Genomic DNA, 15,963 nt, shown 5'->3' with positions numbered 1-15,963 from the left:
CAAGGGCTCTGGCGCCACCCCGGATTCAATCAGGTTCGCGGACCGGCGCGCAGATCCCCTCAGCGAACCGGAGGGGAGGACGCGGCCGGGGAGGCCGCGGGGTAGGGGGACGGGGCCGGGTCGGGCGCGGCGAGCAGACCGGGCGGCCTGACCTCGTCGCTCGCCGACCAGGAGCTCAGGGAGAGCGGCGGGACCGCCTCCAGCGGGCGTATCAGCGGGGACATGACGGCCGCGCCGGCGGTCACCGGAGTGGTCAGCGCCCGGACGGCCTGCTGGCGGAGGTCGCCTCCGGCCGGGGCCGGCATGCCGGGCAGCAGCGGGGCGGCGGCCGTGGTGGGCGCGACGGGGGTGTCGCCCAGCATGCGCTGCCCCTGCCCGAGCAGAGGGCCGGCCGTGCGGCGGCGCTGGCTCTCGGAGCCGGTGGCCGCCGCCGAACCCGGGGTGCGCATCGGCGTCACGTTGCTGCCGCTGCCCGAGCCGCGTGCCTCGGTGCTGGTGTCCGGTGTGCCGAGGGTGACGCCGCCCAGGGCGAGCGCGGCCAGCGACACCGCTCCGGCGGCGGCGAAGGCGATCCGCAGGCCCCGCGAGGCCGAGCGCTCGGACTCCTGCTTGCCCACGTCGTGGATCCGGAAGCCGGCCCGGCCCTGGGAGGAGGCCGACAGGACGGGGGCGTGCGGCCGGGCGGGGACGTAGTCGAACTCGAACCGCTCGCCCGGTCCGGTGCCGAAGACGCCGGAGTGCGTAGTGGCTCCGAAGCCGGGCAGCCCGGCGAACGGCGAGCCGCCGTCGTCCGCGTCACCGCCCCCGGGAAGCCCCTGGAGGCGGGCCAGGAAGCTCTCGGAGGGGGCCGGCGGGGCCGCCTCGGCGAAGACGTTCTTCAACCGGCGCTGCGCGTCGACCTCCGCCTTGCACTTCGGGCAGGTCGCCACGTGCGCCAGCACGCGCTCACGCGCGTCATGACCGAGCTCTCCGTCCACCAGGGCGGAGAGTCGGTCTCCCAGATGCTGCTCCGCGAGGTGACCCTCGGAGTCAGGCCGTGACCCACTCACGCGCTCGTGCCCCCTCCTCCCAGCGCGGGAACACCGGCCGCGAACGAGCGACGGTCGGCCCGCGCCTTCGGGGAACGGTGCGCGAGCGCCTTGCGGAGCTGGGAACGGCCGCGGTGGATGCGGGAGCGGACCGTGCCGAGCTTGACGCCGAGGGTCGCGGCGATCTCCTCGTACGACAGCCCCTCGATGTCGCACAGGACGACGGCGGCGCGGAACTCGGGCGCGAGGGTGTCCAGGGCCTGCTGGACGTCCGCGTCGAAGTGGGCGTCGTGGAAGAGCTGTTGCGGGGTGGGCTCCCGGCTGGGCAGCCGCTCGGCCGCGTCGTCGCCGAGCGCGTCGAACCGGATGCGCTGCTTGCGGCGGACCATGTCGAGGAAGAGGTTGGTGGTGATGCGGTGCAGCCAGCCCTCGAAGGTGCCCGGGGTGTAGGTCGACAAGGAGCGGAAGACGCGGACGAAGACCTCCTGGGTGAGGTCCTCGGCGTCGTGCTGATTGCCCGTGAGGCGGTAGGCGAGGCGGTAGACCCGGCCGCTGTGGGTGCTGACGATCTCCTCCCAGGAGGGCGGAGTCCACGCAGGCCCGTCCGCGTCGCCGGTGAAGGTCGCGGTCTGGCCGTGTCCCGCGGGACGGTCGGCGTGGCGGTGGTCAGCAGCGGTGTCGTTCACGGATTTCGGCCTGCCTGCCGATCCGAGGAAGCGCCGCAGCACTCCGCCCCGATCCGCGGGCGCGGCCGCACCTCCCCTGTCGGCTCTGGTGGTGTCCAGTGGAGCCCCTACCATAGCCACCTCGCCCGTTAGCTCCGGATAAGCGGTTTTACGAGAATTTGATCGAGGCCGGTACGGCTCGTCCGGCCGGGTCGCCACCCGCTCGACGCCCTGGTCCATCGCCGCCCCTCCCCGTCGCGGCCCCGGCCGCTCGGCCGTCTCCGCATCCGTCTCTTTGCTTCCCCCTTTGAACGACTGGTCCCATCTGCGGGTTCCCGACGCCAACGGATACAGTCACGCCGAGGCAACGACGGGGACAGGAGAGGGTCATTACCGCCAACCGGCAGACGAGCTGGGCGTTCGCCGACGCCTATGTCGCCGAGGACGACGCGCTGCTCTGGGCACGCGACCGGGCCCGCGAGGCGGGCCTGCGCTCGGTGACCCCGGGCACGGGCTCGGCCCTGGGGCTGCTCGCCGCCGCCGTGGACGCCAAGGCGGTCGCGGAGATCGGCACCGGCTGCGGGGTCTCCGGGATCCATCTGCTGCAGGGCATGCGACCGGACGGCGTCCTGACCACGGTCGATCCGGAGCCGGAGCACCAGCAGTTCGCCCGCCAGGCCTTCCGGGCCGCGGGGTTCGCGAGCAACCGGGCCCGGTTCATCCCCGGCCGCGCCCTGGACGTGCTGCCCCGGCTCGCGGACGCCGGGTACGACCTCGTCTTCTGCGACGGCGACCGCCTGGAATACCTGGACTACCTCGCCGAATCGTTGCGTCTGCTGCGTCCGGGGGGTCTCGTCGCCTTCGAGGGCGTCTTCGGCGCCGGCCGCACCATCGACTCCGGACCGCAGCCAACCGAGGTGCTGCGGGTACGGGAACTCCTGCGCGCGGTGCGGGAGAGCCAGGAACTGGTGCCGTCCCTGCTTCCGGCAGGCGACGGGCTGCTGTGCGCCGTGAAGCGCTGACAGAATGCGCGGGACGCCGGGACATGCGTGGTGCAGAACAATCGCCCCGGCACCATGTGGGGTACCGGGGCGACTGAAGGGTATGGTCGCTCGCGCGTCAGCCGACGACCTTCTTGAGGGCGTCGCCGAGCGCGTCGGCCTCGTCGGGGGTCAGCTCGACGACGAGTCGACCGCCGCCTTCGAGCGGAACGCGCATGACGATGCCCCGCCCCTCCTTGGTCACCTCGAGCGGGCCGTCGCCCGTCCGCGGCTTCATGGCCGCCATGCTCGTTCCCCTTCCTGATACCAGCTCACCGTCACCGCCGACGGCCCCTGAGGGCACGCGCAATCCGGCCTGGACGCGCGACACCGGCATCGAACACATTGCTTCCCAGCCATTATCCCGCATCCCAGGACCCGATGACCAACATCAGTCGGCATCGCTTGGGCAACGCACGCGAGCAAAACCACTCAATTCGGCGATGTGACTGCGATACTGCGCGCCTTCTCCTACTTCCGCCGAATGGATACGGACCGGAATTCTTTGACGCAGGTCACATCGCCCGGGCGATCCGTTCCCGGTGATCTCCGTCATGCTGTCTCCCGGACACACGCCACTGCACGCCGCTACACGGAGGGGATCCCCATGGCCGACACCGTGCTCTACGAGGTGCGCGACGGGCTCGCGACGCTCACGCTCAACCGCCCCGAGGCGATGAACGCGCTGAACATCGAGACCAAGGTCGCGCTCCGGGAGGCGGTGCGCTCCGCGGCGGCGGACGACGCCGTACGGGCGGTGCTGCTGACCGCCGCCGGGGACCGGGCGTTCTGCGTCGGCCAGGACCTCAAGGAGCACGTCGGGCTGCTGGCCGCCGACCGGGAGAGCGGCTCGGGCGAGACGATGAGCACGGTGCGCGAGCACTACAACCCGATCGTGCGGGCGCTCGCCGGGGCCGAGAAGCCGGTGGTCGCGGCGGTGAACGGCGTGGCGGCCGGCGCGGGCCTCGGGTTCGCGCTCGCGGCGGACTACCGGATCGTCGCGGACACGGCGGCGTTCAACACGTCCTTCGCCGGCGTGGCGCTCACCGCGGACTCCGGAATCTCCTGGACGCTGCCGCGCGTCGTCGGGCCCGGGCGCGCCGCCGACCTGCTGCTCTTCCCGCGCAGCATCGGCGCGCAGGAGGCGTACGAGCTGGGCATCGCGAGCCGGGTCGTGCCCGCCGCCGAGCTGCGCGCCGAGGCCGAGAAGACGGCGCGGGCGCTGGCCGAGGGGCCGACGGTGGCGTACGCGGCGCTGAAGGAGGCGGTGGCCTACGGGATGACGCACTCGCTCTCCGAGACGCTCGACAAGGAGGACGAGCTGCAGTCGCGGGCGGGGTCCTCGGAGGACCACGCGATCGCGGTGCGGGCGTTCGTGGAGAAGCAGAAGCCGACGTACCTGGGCCGGTAGGCGGCCGGACGCGGCGTGCGGCGGTGGCGGGCGCGCGGGGGCTCAGGTCCGGCGGGCCGCGCACGTCGCCAGGTGGTCGTCGACCAGCCCGCACGCCTGCATCAGCGCGTACGCCGTCGTCGGGCCGACGAAGCGCAGGCCCCGCTTCTTCAGGGCCTTGGACAGCGCCGTGGACTCCGGTGTGACGGCCGGGACGTCCGCGAGGGTCTTGGGGACCGGCCGTCCGGAGGCATCCGGGGCGTGCGACCAGATCAGCTCGTCCAGGTCGCCGGGGGCCCACTCGGCCAGCACGCGCGCGTTGGCGAGGGTCGCGTCGATCTTGGCGCGGTTGCGGATGATGCCGGTGTCGGCGAGCAGGCGCGCGCGGTCCGCGTCGGTGAAGGCGGCGACCTCGGCGATCGCGAAGCCCGCGAAGGCCCTGCGGAAGCCGGTACGGCGGCGCAGGATGGTGATCCAGGACAGGCCGGACTGGAAGGCCTCCAGGCTGAGCCGCTCGTACAGGGCGTCGTCGCCGTGGACGGGGCGGCCCCACTCCTCGTCGTGGTACGCGACGTAGTCCTCGGTGGACAGCGCCCAGGGGCAGCGCAGCGCGCCGTCCGGGCCCGCGACGGCCTCCCCGGCGCTCACTGCCGCTCCTCGGGGGTCTGCTTGTCCATGACGACGGGCCGGTGGGCCGCCGCGGTGCGGGCGCCCGCCAGCGCGGACTCCAGGTCGGCGATCCGGGCGTCGCGCTCGGCCAGTTCGGCGTCGAGGCGGCCGAGGGCGTCGTCGACCTCCGCCATGCGGTAGCCGCGGACGACGACCGGGAAGCGCAGCCGCTCCACGTCGCCGCGGCCCACCGGGCGGTCCGGCGGCAGCACGTCCCGCACCCGCTCGGGCGCGGCGTCGGGCAGCGGCCCGCTGTCGCCGCCGCCCACCACGGCGAGCGTCACCGCGGCCACGACGACGGCCAGCGCGATGACGAGGAACAGGAACATGACCATCGCTGGGCCCCCATGGTCGGGTCGGTTGAGTCCGGAGTACGAGTCGTTGTGTCGGGTCCGATCGTGCCATGCGAGTCTGACAGTCGGGGCCGCGGCCGTCGAAGGACCGCGCACCCGGGGTCGAGAGCGGGACGAGAGAACGGGTATGGACGAGAAGATGTCACAGGGGACGCTCAGGCTGGGCAGGCGTGAGTTCACGGCGCACGAGCCGGTGATCATGGCGATCGTGAACCGGACCCCCGACTCCTTCTACGACCAGGGGGCGACCTTCCGCGACGAGCCCGCCCTCGCGCGCGTGGAGCAGGCGGTGGCCGAGGGCGCCGCGATCATCGACATCGGCGGGGTGAAGGCCGGTCCCGGGGACGAGGTGTCGGCCGCGGAGGAGGCGCGGCGCACGGTGGGCTTCGTGGCGGAGGTGCGGCGGCGCTTCCCGGACGTCGTCATCAGCGTCGACACCTGGCGGCACGAGGTCGGCGAGGCCGTGTGCGAGGTGGGCGCGGACCTGCTGAACGACGCGTGGGGCGGCGTCGACCCGAAGCTCGCGGAGGTCGCGGCCCGCTACGGGGTGGGGCTGGTGTGCACGCACGCGGGCGGCGCCGAGCCGCGGACCCGGCCGCACCGGGTGGCGTACGACGACGTCATGGCCGACATCCTGCGGGTGACCCTGGGGCTGGCCGAGCGGGCGGTGGGGCTCGGGGTGCCGCGGGAGTCGGTGCTGATCGACCCCGGGCACGACTTCGGCAAGAACACGCGGCACAGCCTGGAGGCGACGCGGCGGCTCGGGGAGATGGTGGAGACGGGGTGGCCGGTGCTGGTGTCCCTGTCCAACAAGGACTTCGTCGGGGAGACGCTGGACCGCCCCGTGAAGGAACGGGTGATCGGCACGCTGGCGACGACGGCGGTGTCGGCGTGGCTGGGGGCGCGGGTCTACCGGGTCCACGAGGTGGCGGAGACCCGCCAGGTCCTGGACATGGTGTCGGCGATCGCCGGGCACCGGGAGCCCGCGGTGGCCCGGCGGGGGCTGGCGTAGGCCGTGGCCCCCGCCCGGGGCCGGCCGCTCTACCGGCCCGCCTCCTTGGAGACCAGGGCCACCGCCTCGTCCACGTCGTCCGTGACGTGGAAGAGGAGGAGGTCCTTCTCGGCGGCCTTGCCCTGGGCGACCAGGGTGCCGCGGAGCCAGTCGACCAGGCCGCCCCAGTACGCGGAGCCGAAGAGGACGATCGGGAACCGGGTCACCTTCTGGGTCTGCACCAGGGTGAGGGCCTCGAACAGCTCGTCCAGGGTGCCGAGGCCGCCGGGCAGGACGACGAAGCCCTGCGCGTACTTCACGAACATCATCTTGCGGACGAAGAAGTAACGGAAGTTCAGGCCGATGTCGACGTAAGGGTTGAGCCCCTGCTCGAAGGGCAGCTCGATGCCGAGGCCGACCGAGGTGCCCTGCGCCTCCAGGGCCCCCTTGTTGGCCGCCTCCATGGCGCCGGGACCGCCGCCCGTGATGACGGCGAAGCCCGCCTCCACCAGGCCGCGGCCCAGCCGCACGCCCGCCTCGTACTCGGGCGAGTCCGCCGGCGTACGGGCGGAGCCGAAGACGCTGATGGCGGGCGGAAGTTCGGCCAGCGTGCCGAAGCCCTCGATGAACTCCGACTGGATGCGCAGCACCCGCCAGGGGTCGGTGTGCACCCAGTCCGTCGGAGCACGCTCGTCCAGCAGCCGCTGGTCCGTGGTGCTCCCCTGCACCTGGCCCCGCCGCCGGAGGACGGGACCCAGGCGCTGCTCCTCCGGTGGCTGCTTCTTGCCCTCGGGGTTGCCAGTAGGCATGCGTGCTCCCTCCAGTCGCGGGTTCTTCCACCTCAGCGTAGATCTACGCGGGTTACGTGCGAGGGACCTCAGCATGTCCGCCACGCAGCGGCACAAACGCGGTGGGCCCCGGCGGATCAGGCCGTCAGCCAGGAGCGCAGGCGCTCCTCCCCGGCCAGGATCTTCGCCACCTCGACCCGCTCGTCGCGCTTGTGCGCCAAGTGCGGGTTGCCGGGGCCGTAGTTGACCGCCGGGACGCCGAGCGCGGAGAAGCGGGACACGTCCGTCCAGCCGTACTTGGGCTGCGGGGTGCCGCCCACCGCCTCGACGAAGGCGGCCGCGGCCGGGTGGGACAGGCCGGGCAGGGCCGCACCGCTGTGGTCGTCCACCACGAAGTCCGTCACGCCGCAGTCGGCGAAGACCTCGCGCACGTGGTCGAGGGCGTCCTGCGGGCTGCGGTCGGGGGCGTAGCGGAAGTTGACCGTGACGACGCACTCGTCGGGGATGACGTTGCCCGCCACCCCGCCGGTGATGCCGACCGCGTTGAGGCCCTCGCGGTACTCCAGGCCGTCGATCACCGGGTGGCGCGGCTCGTACTCCGCCAGGCGGGCGAGGATCGGGGCGGCGGCGTGGATGGCGTTGGAGCCCATCCAGGAGCGCGCCGAGTGGGCCCGTTCGCCGGACGTCTTGAGCAGCACCCGCAGCGTGCCCTGGCAGCCGCCCTCGACCTGGCCGTCGGACGGTTCGAGGAGCACCGCGAAATCGCCCTCCAGCCACTCGGGGCGGGCCTCGGCGACGTGCTTCAGGCCGTTCAGCTCGGCGGCGACCTCCTCGTTGTCGTAGAAGACGAAGGTCAGGTCGCGGTTGGGGGCGGGAACGGTGGCCGCGATGCGCAGCTGGACGGCGACGCCCGCCTTCATGTCGCAGGTGCCGCAGCCCCACAGGACCCCGTCCTCGTCCAGCCGGGAGGGGACGTTGCCGGCGATCGGCACCGTGTCGATGTGGCCGGCCAGGATCACACGCTCGGCGCGGCCCAGTTCCGTACGGGCGACGACGTTGTTGCCGTACCGCTCGACCGAGAGGTGGGGCAGGGCCCGCAGGGCGCTCTCGATCGCGTCCGCCAACGGCTTCTCGGTGCCGCTCTCGGACGGGAGGTCGACGAGCCGCGCGGTAAGCTCCGCGGCGTCCAGCGTGAGGTCAAGCGGGGTATCGGCCATGGCCCCGACCCTAGCGCCCTGCCCCTTCGGGCAGTGTGCGCACCCGGGGGACACCGGACCTTACCCTCCAGTACCTTGTACGCGTGCTCCAGCCGTCCCCTCCCCGCAAACGCCGTGGCCGCCTCGCCCGTTCGGGCGCCGCCTCCATGGCCCTCCTCGCGGTCGCCGGTTATCTGGCCGTGCAGTACGTCGCCGGGGGCGCGGGCGCCCCCGGGTGCAAGGTGGTCTCGGGCGAGGACGGCCGGAGGGCGTACGCGTTCACGCCGGAGCAGGCGGTGAACGCGGCGACGATCACCGCCGTGGGCACCGCGCGCCAACTGCCGGAGCGGGCCGTGACGATCGCCCTGGCGACCGCGATGCAGGAGTCGTCGCTGCGCAACCTGGACCACGGCGACAAGGACTCGCTCGGCCTGTTCCAGCAGCGGCCCTCGTGGGGCTGGGGCAAGCCCGAGGAGATCATGGATCCGGTGTACTCGGCGGGCCTGTTCTACGACCACCTGGTCAAGGTTCCCGGGTATCTGGACCTTCCGCTGACCGACGCCGCCCAGCGTGTGCAGCGCAGTGCCTTCCCGTACGCGTACGCCAAGCACGAGCAGGACGCCGCGCTGCTCGCCGCCGCGCTCACCGGGCGCTCCGCGGCGACGCTGACCTGCGACGGGCGCCCCGGCTCGGCGCCCCGGAAGGGTCCGGAGGCGGTACGCGCGGCGCTGGTGCGGGACTTCGGGCGCGCCGTGCTCGCACCGGCCGGCGCGCAGGTGTCCGCGGGTGAGGACGCCGGCACCGGCGCCTCGCGGTCCGCGGGCGCCCCCGACGAGCGGACCGTGACCGTGCCCGTGACCGGCGGCACCGGAGCGAAGGGGCAGCGGGAGGCCGAGCGGCGCGGCTGGCAGGTGGCGCACTGGGCGGTGGCCAACGCCTCGTCACTGCGCATCCAGCGGGTCACCTATGCGGGCCGGGAGTGGACCGCGGGCAACACCGACAGCAAGTGGTACCCGAAGGGCTCGACGGGCGCCAAGGGGGCGGAGCGGGCGGCGGGGCCGGTGCGGATCACCTCCGCCCGGTAGTTCGCCCGTACGAACCGTCGGCCTGGAGAGTGACCGCGTCGGCGCGGAGCACGGGTTTTCGCACACTCACCCCCGAACGCGCGGGAGCCCAGGAAAATCAAGGGCCGTAAGGATTCAGCAGACTTTCCGACCGCCGCCCTTTTGCCCGTTTTTCTGTGCACCTGATAATGCGACGCATTACCAACTCTTTACGTTGGGCCGCCGCAACCTTCGCGGCTCTCGAGCGGTAGTCACTGCGTCCGAGTCCGGACGATCATCGTTGACTTCCGTCGAAGGAGCATCATGTCCCTCCCCCTGACCCGCCGGATCGCCCGTGCCGCGCTGCTCGTCGCTGCGGGAGCGGCTGCCGGGGTCGGTGCGGCCGGCTCCGCGAGCGCGGCTCCCAAACTTCCGGCCACCCCGAACCTCGGGGGGCTGACCGCCCTGGACGGGGCGAACGTCGGCAACACCGTCGACTCCGCGGCGCAGAGCGTCACCAAGTCCGCGGGCGACACCGGCGGCAAGGCCGTCAAGAAGGCCGTGCCGGCCGCCGGCAAGACCGGTGGATCGGTCGTCAAGAAGGCCACGCCCGCCGCGCAGAACGCCGCGGGGGGTGCGGCGGGCGCCGCCGGGGACATCGTGGGTGACACGGCGGCGACCGCCACGAAGGGCGGCCTGCCGACGGACGCGCTGGGCAAGGGCGGGCTGCCGGTTCAGGGGCTGCCGGTCGGCTGAGCGCCGGGCCGCAGCGGCGCCGGGGTCCGGGATGCGCTCCCTGGACCCCGGCGTTCGTGTGTTCCGGGTCGGAACGACGCCCGCGGCCGGGGTCAGGGCTTCAGGCGGGCTGCCGCTGCCTGGACCCGTTCGTCCGTCGCGGTCAGGGCCACGCGGACGAAGTGGTCGCCCGCGGGGCCGTAGAAGTCGCCCGGGGCCACCAGGATGCCGCGGTCGGCCAGGTGGGCGACCGTGTCCCAGCAGGACTCGTCGCGGGTGGCCCAGAGGTAGAGGCTGGCCTCGCTGTGCTCGATGCGGAAGCCGTGGCCGAGCAGGGCCTCGCGCAGGACGGTGCGGCGGGCCGCGTAGCGCTCGCGCTGGACGCGGACGTGCTCGTCGTCGCCGAGGGCCGCCACCACGGCCGCCTGGGTCGGCGCCGAGGTCATCATGCCGCCGTGCTTGCGGATCTCCAGGAGCGGGCCCAGGACCGCCGGGTCGCCGGCGAGGAAGGCCGCGCGGTACCCGGCGAGGTTGGAGCGCTTGGAGAGGGAGTGCACGGCGACCAGGCCGTCGTACGAACCGCCGTTGACGTCCGGGTGGAGGACCGAGACCGGGTCGGCCTCCCAGCCCAGCTCCAGGTAGCACTCGTCGGAGACGACGAGGACGCCGTGCTCGCGCGCCCAGGCCACGATCCGGGTCAGCTCGGCCTTCGAAAGGACCTTGCCGGTCGGGTTGGACGGGGAGTTGAGCCACAGGAGCTTCAGGCCCGCCGGGTCGAGAGCGGTCGGATCCTCGTACGCCTCGTACTCCGCGCGGGCCAGGCGGGCACCGACCTCGTACGTCGGGTAGGCCAGGCGCGGGAAGGCCACCTTGTCGCCGGGGCCGAGGCCCAACTGGGTCGGGAGCCAGGCGACGAGTTCCTTGGAGCCGACGATGGGCAGCACGTGGCGGTGGGTGACGTCGCGGGCACCGAGGCGGCGCCCGACCCAGCCGGTGATCGCGTCGCGCAGCGCCGGGGTGCCCCAGACGGTCGGGTAGCCCGGGGAGTCCGCCGCGTCGACCAGGGCCTTCTGGATCAGCTCGGGGACCGGGTCGACCGGGGTGCCGACCGAGAGGTCGACGATGCCGCCGGGGTGGGCGGCGGCCGTCTTCTTGTACGGCTCCAGCTTGTCCCAGGGGAAGGTGGGAAGACGGTCGGAGACTGCGGACACGGTGGGTGGCTCCCTTTCCTCGTCGGCGCCCGGTGCTACGGCAAACGCCTCGGTCCCGTGCGGCGCCGATCGGAGTGACCGGGCCGTACGGGACCGAGGCGGCGCGTGTGCGGGGCCGCTCTTACTGGTTCTGCGGCGGCAGCGCGGCGACGAACGGGTGGTCGCGCTCGATCAGCCCCAGCTTGCTGGCGCCGCCGGGCGAGCCGAGCTCGTCGAAGAACTCGACGTTCGCCTTGTAGTAGTCCTTCCACTCCTCGGGAGTGTCGTCCTCGTAGAAGATCGCCTCGACCGGGCAGACCGGCTCACAGGCACCACAGTCGACGCATTCGTCCGGGTGGATGTACAAGGACCGCTGGCCCTCGTAGATGCAGTCGACCGGGCACTCCTCGATGCACGCCTTGTCCTTCACGTCGACACAAGGCTGCGCGATGACGTAGGTCACGCTGTCGTTCCTCCTCGATAGGGCGCTGGCGGGCCTCCGTAGGCTCCGCCGCCTGGCGCGCGGGAGCGCGGCGTCGTCGATGCCCGCCCCTAGTATCTCCGTTCTTGGGCATGATCCGAACAGGAGGGGTGGACAGACCCGTGGAAATCTCTGCCGCAGGACGGCTTGAGGTCCGTATCACCGCTGCTGACGTGGGCAAACGAGTCTCCGTACGGCGCTTGGGCCACGCTGGTGTCGCAGGTGAGAAGTTCACCGACACGGTTGGTGTTCTCACATCGTGGACCGATGGTGTGCTGCTGATCACACGAAAGAGTGGCGAGACCGTGCGGGTCGCCGAGTCCGGTCTGGTCGCCGGGAAGGTCGTGCCGCCCGCACCCGCCCGCAGGCGCGGGCCCGCCGCGTCCTACGAGGAGCTGGCGCGGGCCGCCGCGCGGGCCTGGCCCCCGGTGGAGAGCGAACGGCTCGGCGCGTGGGAGCTGCGGGCGGCCGGAGGCTTCACCCGGCGAGCCAACTCCGTGCTGCCGCTCGGCGATCCGGGGCTCCCGCTCGACGGGGCGCTGACGGCCGTACGGCGCTGGTACCGCGAGCGCGGGCTGCCCGCGTACGTCCAGACCGCCACCGGCGCCGTCGGCACGCAGGAGCTGCTGTGCGCGGAGCTGGAGCGGCGGGGCTGGGTGCGGGAGGTGACGGCGGAGGTGTGGACCGGCGCGCTCGCACCGGTCGCCGACCGGGCCGGGGGCGACGGTGTGGTCCTGTCCCGGGAGGCGGACGAGGCCTGGCTGGCCCGGTACCAGCGCAAGGGCGTGAGCGAGGTGGCCCTGCGGGTGCTGGGCGGCGGACCGTCGGTGTGGTTCGCCACGGTGCCGGGGGCGGACGCGGCGGGGGTTCCGGCGGCGATCGGGCGGTGTGTCGTGGACGGGCGCTGGGCCTCCTTCGCGGCCGTCGAGGTCGACCCCGCGCAGCGGCGCCGGGGGCTCGCGACCGCCGTGATGTCCGCGCTGGCCCGGCGGGCGCTCGACGAGGGCGCGTCGGCGGCGTGGCTCCAGGTGGAGACGGACAACGCCGGGGCCCGGGCGCTGTACGCCGGGACGGGCTTCGCCGCGCACCACGCCTACCACCACTACCGGGAGCCCGGGGACGCCGGGACGGACCGGTAGCCGATCGCCCCGCCACGCCTCGGCCGGCGTCGTCCCGCCTCGCCCCGGCCCGCCCGGCGTCGTACCGTCCCTCCCGCCCCGCCCGCCCGGCGTCGTCCCGTCCCGTCCCGCCCCCGTATCGACCCCACTGTGAAAGGGCACCGGCCCGCCATGCGCCATCCCCGTCCTCCCCAGCCCCCGTCGCCGGACCGTTCGGCCGAAGTGCGGCGGCGGTTCGCCGAAGAGGCGCGGTCCGAGCGGCCCGACCTGGCCACGCTGTGCCTGCTGGTGGGCGCGGAGGCGGACGGGGCGCTGGACGAACCCGCCCTGGACGCCGCCCAGGTGGAACTGGACCGGCTGGCCGGGGAGCTGCCGTTCCGGCCGGGTACGCCGCGGGCGTGGGCCGAGGCGCTGCGGGACCTGCTCGGCGGGCGGTACGGGTTCCACGGGGTGGCCGCGGACTACCAGCGGCTGGAGTCGTCGTTGCTGCACGAGGTGCTGCGGCGCCGGCGCGGGCTGCCGATCATGCTGTCGGTGGTGTGGCTGGAGGTGGCCCGGCGGGCGGGGGCGCCGGTCTACGGGGTCGCGCTGCCGGGGCACTTCGTGGTCGGGTTCGGGACGGAGGGCGGAGGCACGGCGGCCGAGCGGGTGCTCGTCGATCCGTTCGACGGGGGGCGGCTGCTCAGCGGCCGGGACGCGGAGACACTGGTCGCCGGGGCGACGGGGGCGGAGCTGCGGGAGTCGATGCTGGAGCCTGCGGCGCCGTTGGAGGTGGTGTCGCGGGTGCTGAACAACATCCGGGCGTGGGCGGCGGGGCGGCCGGAGCAGTCGGCGGTGGGGCTGTGGGCGATCGAGCTGGCGCTGCTGCTGCCGGCGCACGCGGCGCGGTTGCGGTACGAGCGGGCGCGGTTGCTGGTGCAGCGGGGGGAGTTCTCGGCGGGGGCCGGGGAGTTGGAGGCGTATGCCGAGGTGGTGGGGGCCGTGGACCGGGCCGTTGCGGAGGAGGTGCGGGGGGAGGCCCGGGCGGCGCGGGCGATGTTGAACTGAGCGTTCGGCGCGTGCGGGTTCGGGCGGGCCGGGGGGCGCTCGACCGCGCCGCACGGGCGGCATCGCGGCCGCCCCCGGCGAGAGCGGCGCGTTACAGCCAGCCCTTGTTCCTGGCCACCTGTACGGCCTCCGTCCTGTTCCTGACCGCCAGTTTCTGGATGGCCGTGGAGAGGTAGTTGCGGACCGTGCCCTGGGAGAGGTGGAGGGCGGTGGCGAGTTCGGCGTTGGTGGAGCCGTCGGCTGCCGCGCGCAGGATCTCGCGTTCGCGGTCCGTGAGGGGGTTGGCGCCCTCGGCCAGGGCCGCCGCCGCCAGGGTCGGGTCGATGACCCGCTCCCCCGCCAGCACCTTGCGTACCGCTTCGGCGAGTTGGGCGGCGGGGGCGTCCTTGACCAGGAAGGCGTCGGCGCCGGACTCCATGGCGCTGCGCAGGTAGCCGGGGCGCCCGAAGGTGGTGAGGACGACCAGCTTCACGGACGGGAGTTCGCGGTGGAGCAGCGCCGCCGCCTCGATGCCGGTCGCCCCGGGCATCTCGATGTCCAGCAGGGCCACGTCCACGCCGTGGGCGCGGGCGGCGTCCAGCACCTCGTCGCCGCGGGCCACTTGGGCGACGACCTCGATGTCCTCCTCCAGGCCGAGCAGGGCGGCCAGTGCCTCGCGGACCATCGCCTGGTCCTCGGCCAGCAGGACCTTGATCGTGCGGCTCATGCCCCGGATCCTACGTCGGCGGCTCCGTCGGCGGGGACGCGGGCGACCAGCCGGAATCCCCGGCGGGACGCGTCCGTCTCCAGCCCGCCGCCCACCTTCTCCAGCCGCTCGGCGAGCCCGGTGAGGCCGTTGCCGGGGGCGTTCGCGTGGGTGGGGCCGCCGGAGCCGTCGTCCTCCACCGACAGTTCCAGCACCGCGCCGTCCAGCGTCTGGCGCCGCAGCAGCTCCACCACGCAGCGCCGGGCGCCGCTGTGCCGTACGACGTTGGTGACCGCCTCGCGCAGGGCCCAGGCGAGGGCCGCCTCGGACTCCTCGGGGACACCGGCCCGGTCCGGTTCGCCGGGGAGTTCGGCGACCACACCGGCCGCCGTCAACGCGACCTTCGCGCCGGCGAGTTCGGCGGCGAGGCGGGGGCGGCGGTAGCCGGTGACGGCCTCGCGGACGTCGACGAGGGCCTGGCGGCTGACCTGTTCGATGTCGGCGACCTGCTGGGCGGCCTTGTCCGGGTGGGCGGGGAGCATGCGGCCCGCCAGCTCGCTCTTCAGGGTGATCAGGGAGAGCGAGTGGCCGAGCAGGTCGTGCAGGTCGCGGGCGAGGCGCAGCCGTTCCTCGTTGGCGGCGAGCTGGGCGACGGTGGCGCGGGCCTCGCGCAACGCGATGGTGGTCCGGATCAGTTCGCGCACGCCGGTCATCGCGAAGCCGCCCAGCAGCGCCGGGAGCAGCAGTGCGGCGATGAAGGAGGTCCCGCCCGGCACCACCAGCGCCAGCGCGGTGAGCAGCGCCGAGGCGCCCGGGATCGTCCAGCGGGCCAGCCGCGGCGGCAGGGCGGCGCCGGAGGCGATCGCGACGTACACGAACAGGACCAGCCACTCGCGGCCCAGGCTGAGGGCGAGGACCGTGGACTCGGCCGCGAGGACGGCGAGGGAGCCGAGGACGAGGCGGGTCCGGTCGCCGCGCCCGGTGCGGAAGATCAGCAGCATGTACCAGACCACGAAGCCGAGCAGGCCGAGCCAGCCGAGGACCTGGACGCCCACGGCGTGACCGCCGTGCAGCAGGTCGTTGACGGGGGCGCCCAGGTAGGCCAGCCAGATGGCGGTCCACATGACCTTGACGGTCTTCTGCCTGCGGTTCTCCGGGCGTTGCCCGATGCCGACGCCGTTCACGCCTTCAGCGTGTCCTTCCGGTACAGCCAGGCCGCGCCGCCCGTGAAGAGCACGAAGGAGACGGCGAGGACGGCGAGGTCCTGTGCGTGCGGGGCGTGACTCTGTTCGATCGTCCGCCCGAGGGCAGCGTACGCGTGGGTGGGCAGCCACTCGGCGACGTCCTGCAGCCACCGCGGGAAGGTGGTGGCCGGCATCCACAGGCCGCCGAGCAGGGAGAGGCCGAAGTACATCGTGGCCGCGGCGGGCGGGCGGCAGTGCCGGCCGTCCCGGGTGCCGGATGACAGATGTCATGCGGCACCGTGTGCGGGCGGCCGTACGACCGCCGTACGGCCGCCGTACGACGGCAGGGGCGCCCGGCGA

General features: G+C 73.6%; 18 protein-coding genes and 1 pseudogene. 7 read left to right on the top strand and 12 right to left on the bottom strand.

Going from position 1 to position 15,963, the window contains the following annotated elements; translation table 11 throughout:
* Positions 1-59 precede the first annotated feature (59 nt).
* Both Sdi02f_RS10230 and sigE read right to left on the bottom strand, forming a co-directional pair.
* Entirely contained in the window at positions 60-1,049 is a 990-nt protein-coding gene (locus Sdi02f_RS10230; RefSeq protein ID WP_053665383.1) for an anti-sigma factor family protein, read from the bottom strand.
* A complete protein-coding gene (gene sigE / locus Sdi02f_RS10225) occupies positions 1,046-1,714 on the bottom strand; it encodes an RNA polymerase sigma factor SigE (RefSeq protein WP_030400729.1) in 669 nt (222 codons plus the stop codon). The genes Sdi02f_RS10230 and sigE overlap by 4 nt, the downstream gene beginning before the upstream one ends.
* 302 nt (positions 1,715-2,016) lie before the next feature.
* Between sigE and Sdi02f_RS10220 the strand changes: the two genes are divergently transcribed.
* Positions 2,017-2,715, top strand: coding sequence for an O-methyltransferase (locus tag Sdi02f_RS10220; RefSeq protein ID WP_078869359.1), 699 nt, complete (start codon positions 2,017-2,019; stop codon positions 2,713-2,715).
* Between the two features lie 97 nt (positions 2,716-2,812).
* On the opposite strand, the gene Sdi02f_RS10215 is transcribed toward Sdi02f_RS10220, so the two are convergent.
* The gene (locus Sdi02f_RS10215; RefSeq protein ID WP_003966491.1) at positions 2,813-2,980 is read right to left on the bottom strand and encodes a DUF3117 domain-containing protein; all 168 of its coding nucleotides are present in this window, start codon (positions 2,978-2,980) and stop codon (positions 2,813-2,815) included.
* A 354-nt stretch (positions 2,981-3,334) separates the two neighbouring features.
* Between Sdi02f_RS10215 and chcB the strand changes: the two genes are divergently transcribed.
* Entirely contained in the window at positions 3,335-4,144 is an 810-nt protein-coding gene (gene chcB, locus Sdi02f_RS10210) for a 2-cyclohexenylcarbonyl CoA isomerase (protein WP_450176003.1), read from the top strand.
* A gap of 42 nt (positions 4,145-4,186) precedes the next feature.
* Here chcB and Sdi02f_RS10205 read toward each other — a convergent pair whose 3' ends face one another.
* Complete coding sequence (locus Sdi02f_RS10205; protein ID WP_030400732.1) at positions 4,187-4,771, bottom strand: DNA-3-methyladenine glycosylase I; 585 nt, start codon at positions 4,769-4,771, stop codon at positions 4,187-4,189.
* Positions 4,768-5,127: a DivIVA domain-containing protein gene (locus Sdi02f_RS10200; RefSeq protein ID WP_053665387.1), complete on the bottom strand. Its 360-nt coding sequence runs from the start codon at positions 5,125-5,127 to the stop codon at positions 4,768-4,770. The genes Sdi02f_RS10205 and Sdi02f_RS10200 overlap by 4 nt, the downstream gene beginning before the upstream one ends.
* Before the next feature lie 157 nt (positions 5,128-5,284).
* Between Sdi02f_RS10200 and folP the strand changes: the two genes are divergently transcribed.
* Positions 5,285-6,157 (top strand): dihydropteroate synthase, encoded by an 873-nt coding sequence (gene folP / locus Sdi02f_RS10195; protein ID WP_031082558.1) that lies wholly within the window; start codon positions 5,285-5,287, stop codon positions 6,155-6,157.
* A 29-nt stretch (positions 6,158-6,186) separates the two neighbouring features.
* Here folP and Sdi02f_RS10190 read toward each other — a convergent pair whose 3' ends face one another.
* Together Sdi02f_RS10190 and dapE are read right to left on the bottom strand one after the other, a co-directional pair.
* Positions 6,187-6,945 carry an LOG family protein gene (locus Sdi02f_RS10190; protein ID WP_108933122.1) on the bottom strand — a complete coding sequence of 253 codons (759 nt, stop codon included), beginning with the start codon at positions 6,943-6,945 and terminating at the stop codon, positions 6,187-6,189.
* A gap of 116 nt (positions 6,946-7,061) precedes the next feature.
* Complete coding sequence (gene dapE, locus Sdi02f_RS10185; RefSeq protein WP_030400736.1) at positions 7,062-8,141, bottom strand: succinyl-diaminopimelate desuccinylase; 1,080 nt, start codon at positions 8,139-8,141, stop codon at positions 7,062-7,064.
* A gap of 83 nt (positions 8,142-8,224) precedes the next feature.
* Between dapE and Sdi02f_RS10180 the strand changes: the two genes are divergently transcribed.
* On the top strand, positions 8,225-9,205 hold the full coding sequence (locus tag Sdi02f_RS10180; RefSeq protein WP_078869361.1) for a VldE C-terminal domain-containing protein: 981 nt from the start codon (positions 8,225-8,227) through the stop codon (positions 9,203-9,205).
* A gap of 282 nt (positions 9,206-9,487) precedes the next feature.
* Complete coding sequence (locus Sdi02f_RS10175) at positions 9,488-9,919, top strand: ATP-binding protein (RefSeq protein WP_108933121.1); 432 nt, start codon at positions 9,488-9,490, stop codon at positions 9,917-9,919.
* 92 nt (positions 9,920-10,011) lie between these two features.
* Here the strand turns inward: Sdi02f_RS10175 and Sdi02f_RS10170 are convergent, their stop codons facing one another.
* Together Sdi02f_RS10170 and fdxA are read right to left on the bottom strand one after the other, a co-directional pair.
* On the bottom strand, positions 10,012-11,109 hold the full coding sequence (locus Sdi02f_RS10170; protein ID WP_030400739.1) for a bifunctional succinyldiaminopimelate transaminase/glutamate-prephenate aminotransferase: 1,098 nt from the start codon (positions 11,107-11,109) through the stop codon (positions 10,012-10,014).
* Positions 11,110-11,230: 121 nt separating this feature from the next.
* A complete protein-coding gene (gene fdxA, locus Sdi02f_RS10165; RefSeq protein ID WP_003973842.1) occupies positions 11,231-11,551 on the bottom strand; it encodes a ferredoxin in 321 nt (106 codons plus the stop codon).
* A gap of 140 nt (positions 11,552-11,691) precedes the next feature.
* On the opposite strand from fdxA, the gene Sdi02f_RS10160 reads away from it, so the two are divergent.
* The gene (locus tag Sdi02f_RS10160) at positions 11,692-12,708 is read left to right on the top strand and encodes a GNAT family N-acetyltransferase (RefSeq protein WP_108933120.1); all 1,017 of its coding nucleotides are present in this window, start codon (positions 11,692-11,694) and stop codon (positions 12,706-12,708) included.
* A gap of 150 nt (positions 12,709-12,858) precedes the next feature.
* Positions 12,859-13,734: a transglutaminase-like domain-containing protein gene (locus Sdi02f_RS10155; RefSeq protein ID WP_030400741.1), complete on the top strand. Its 876-nt coding sequence runs from the start codon at positions 12,859-12,861 to the stop codon at positions 13,732-13,734.
* A gap of 91 nt (positions 13,735-13,825) precedes the next feature.
* Here Sdi02f_RS10155 and Sdi02f_RS10150 read toward each other — a convergent pair whose 3' ends face one another.
* The 3 genes and pseudogenes from Sdi02f_RS10150 to Sdi02f_RS10140 all read right to left on the bottom strand — a co-directional run.
* Positions 13,826-14,440 (bottom strand): response regulator transcription factor, encoded by a 615-nt coding sequence (locus Sdi02f_RS10150; RefSeq protein WP_030400742.1) that lies wholly within the window; start codon positions 14,438-14,440, stop codon positions 13,826-13,828.
* The gene (locus Sdi02f_RS10145) at positions 14,437-15,603 is read right to left on the bottom strand and encodes a sensor histidine kinase (protein ID WP_030400743.1); all 1,167 of its coding nucleotides are present in this window, start codon (positions 15,601-15,603) and stop codon (positions 14,437-14,439) included. Before Sdi02f_RS10145 ends, Sdi02f_RS10150 begins: the two co-directional genes overlap by 4 nt.
* Positions 15,600-15,833 (bottom strand): annotated as a pseudogene (locus tag Sdi02f_RS10140) (ABC transporter permease); the annotation flags it as partial. The gene Sdi02f_RS10145 and the pseudogene Sdi02f_RS10140, both read right to left, overlap by 4 nt.
* Between the last annotated feature and the right edge of the window lie 130 nt (positions 15,834-15,963).

Origin of the sequence: Streptomyces ardesiacus, assembly GCF_003112575.1 — a bacterium.
GTDB lineage: Bacteria > Actinomycetota > Actinomycetes > Streptomycetales > Streptomycetaceae > Streptomyces > Streptomyces ardesiacus.
This window is presented reverse-complemented; position numbering and strand designations above follow the sequence as displayed.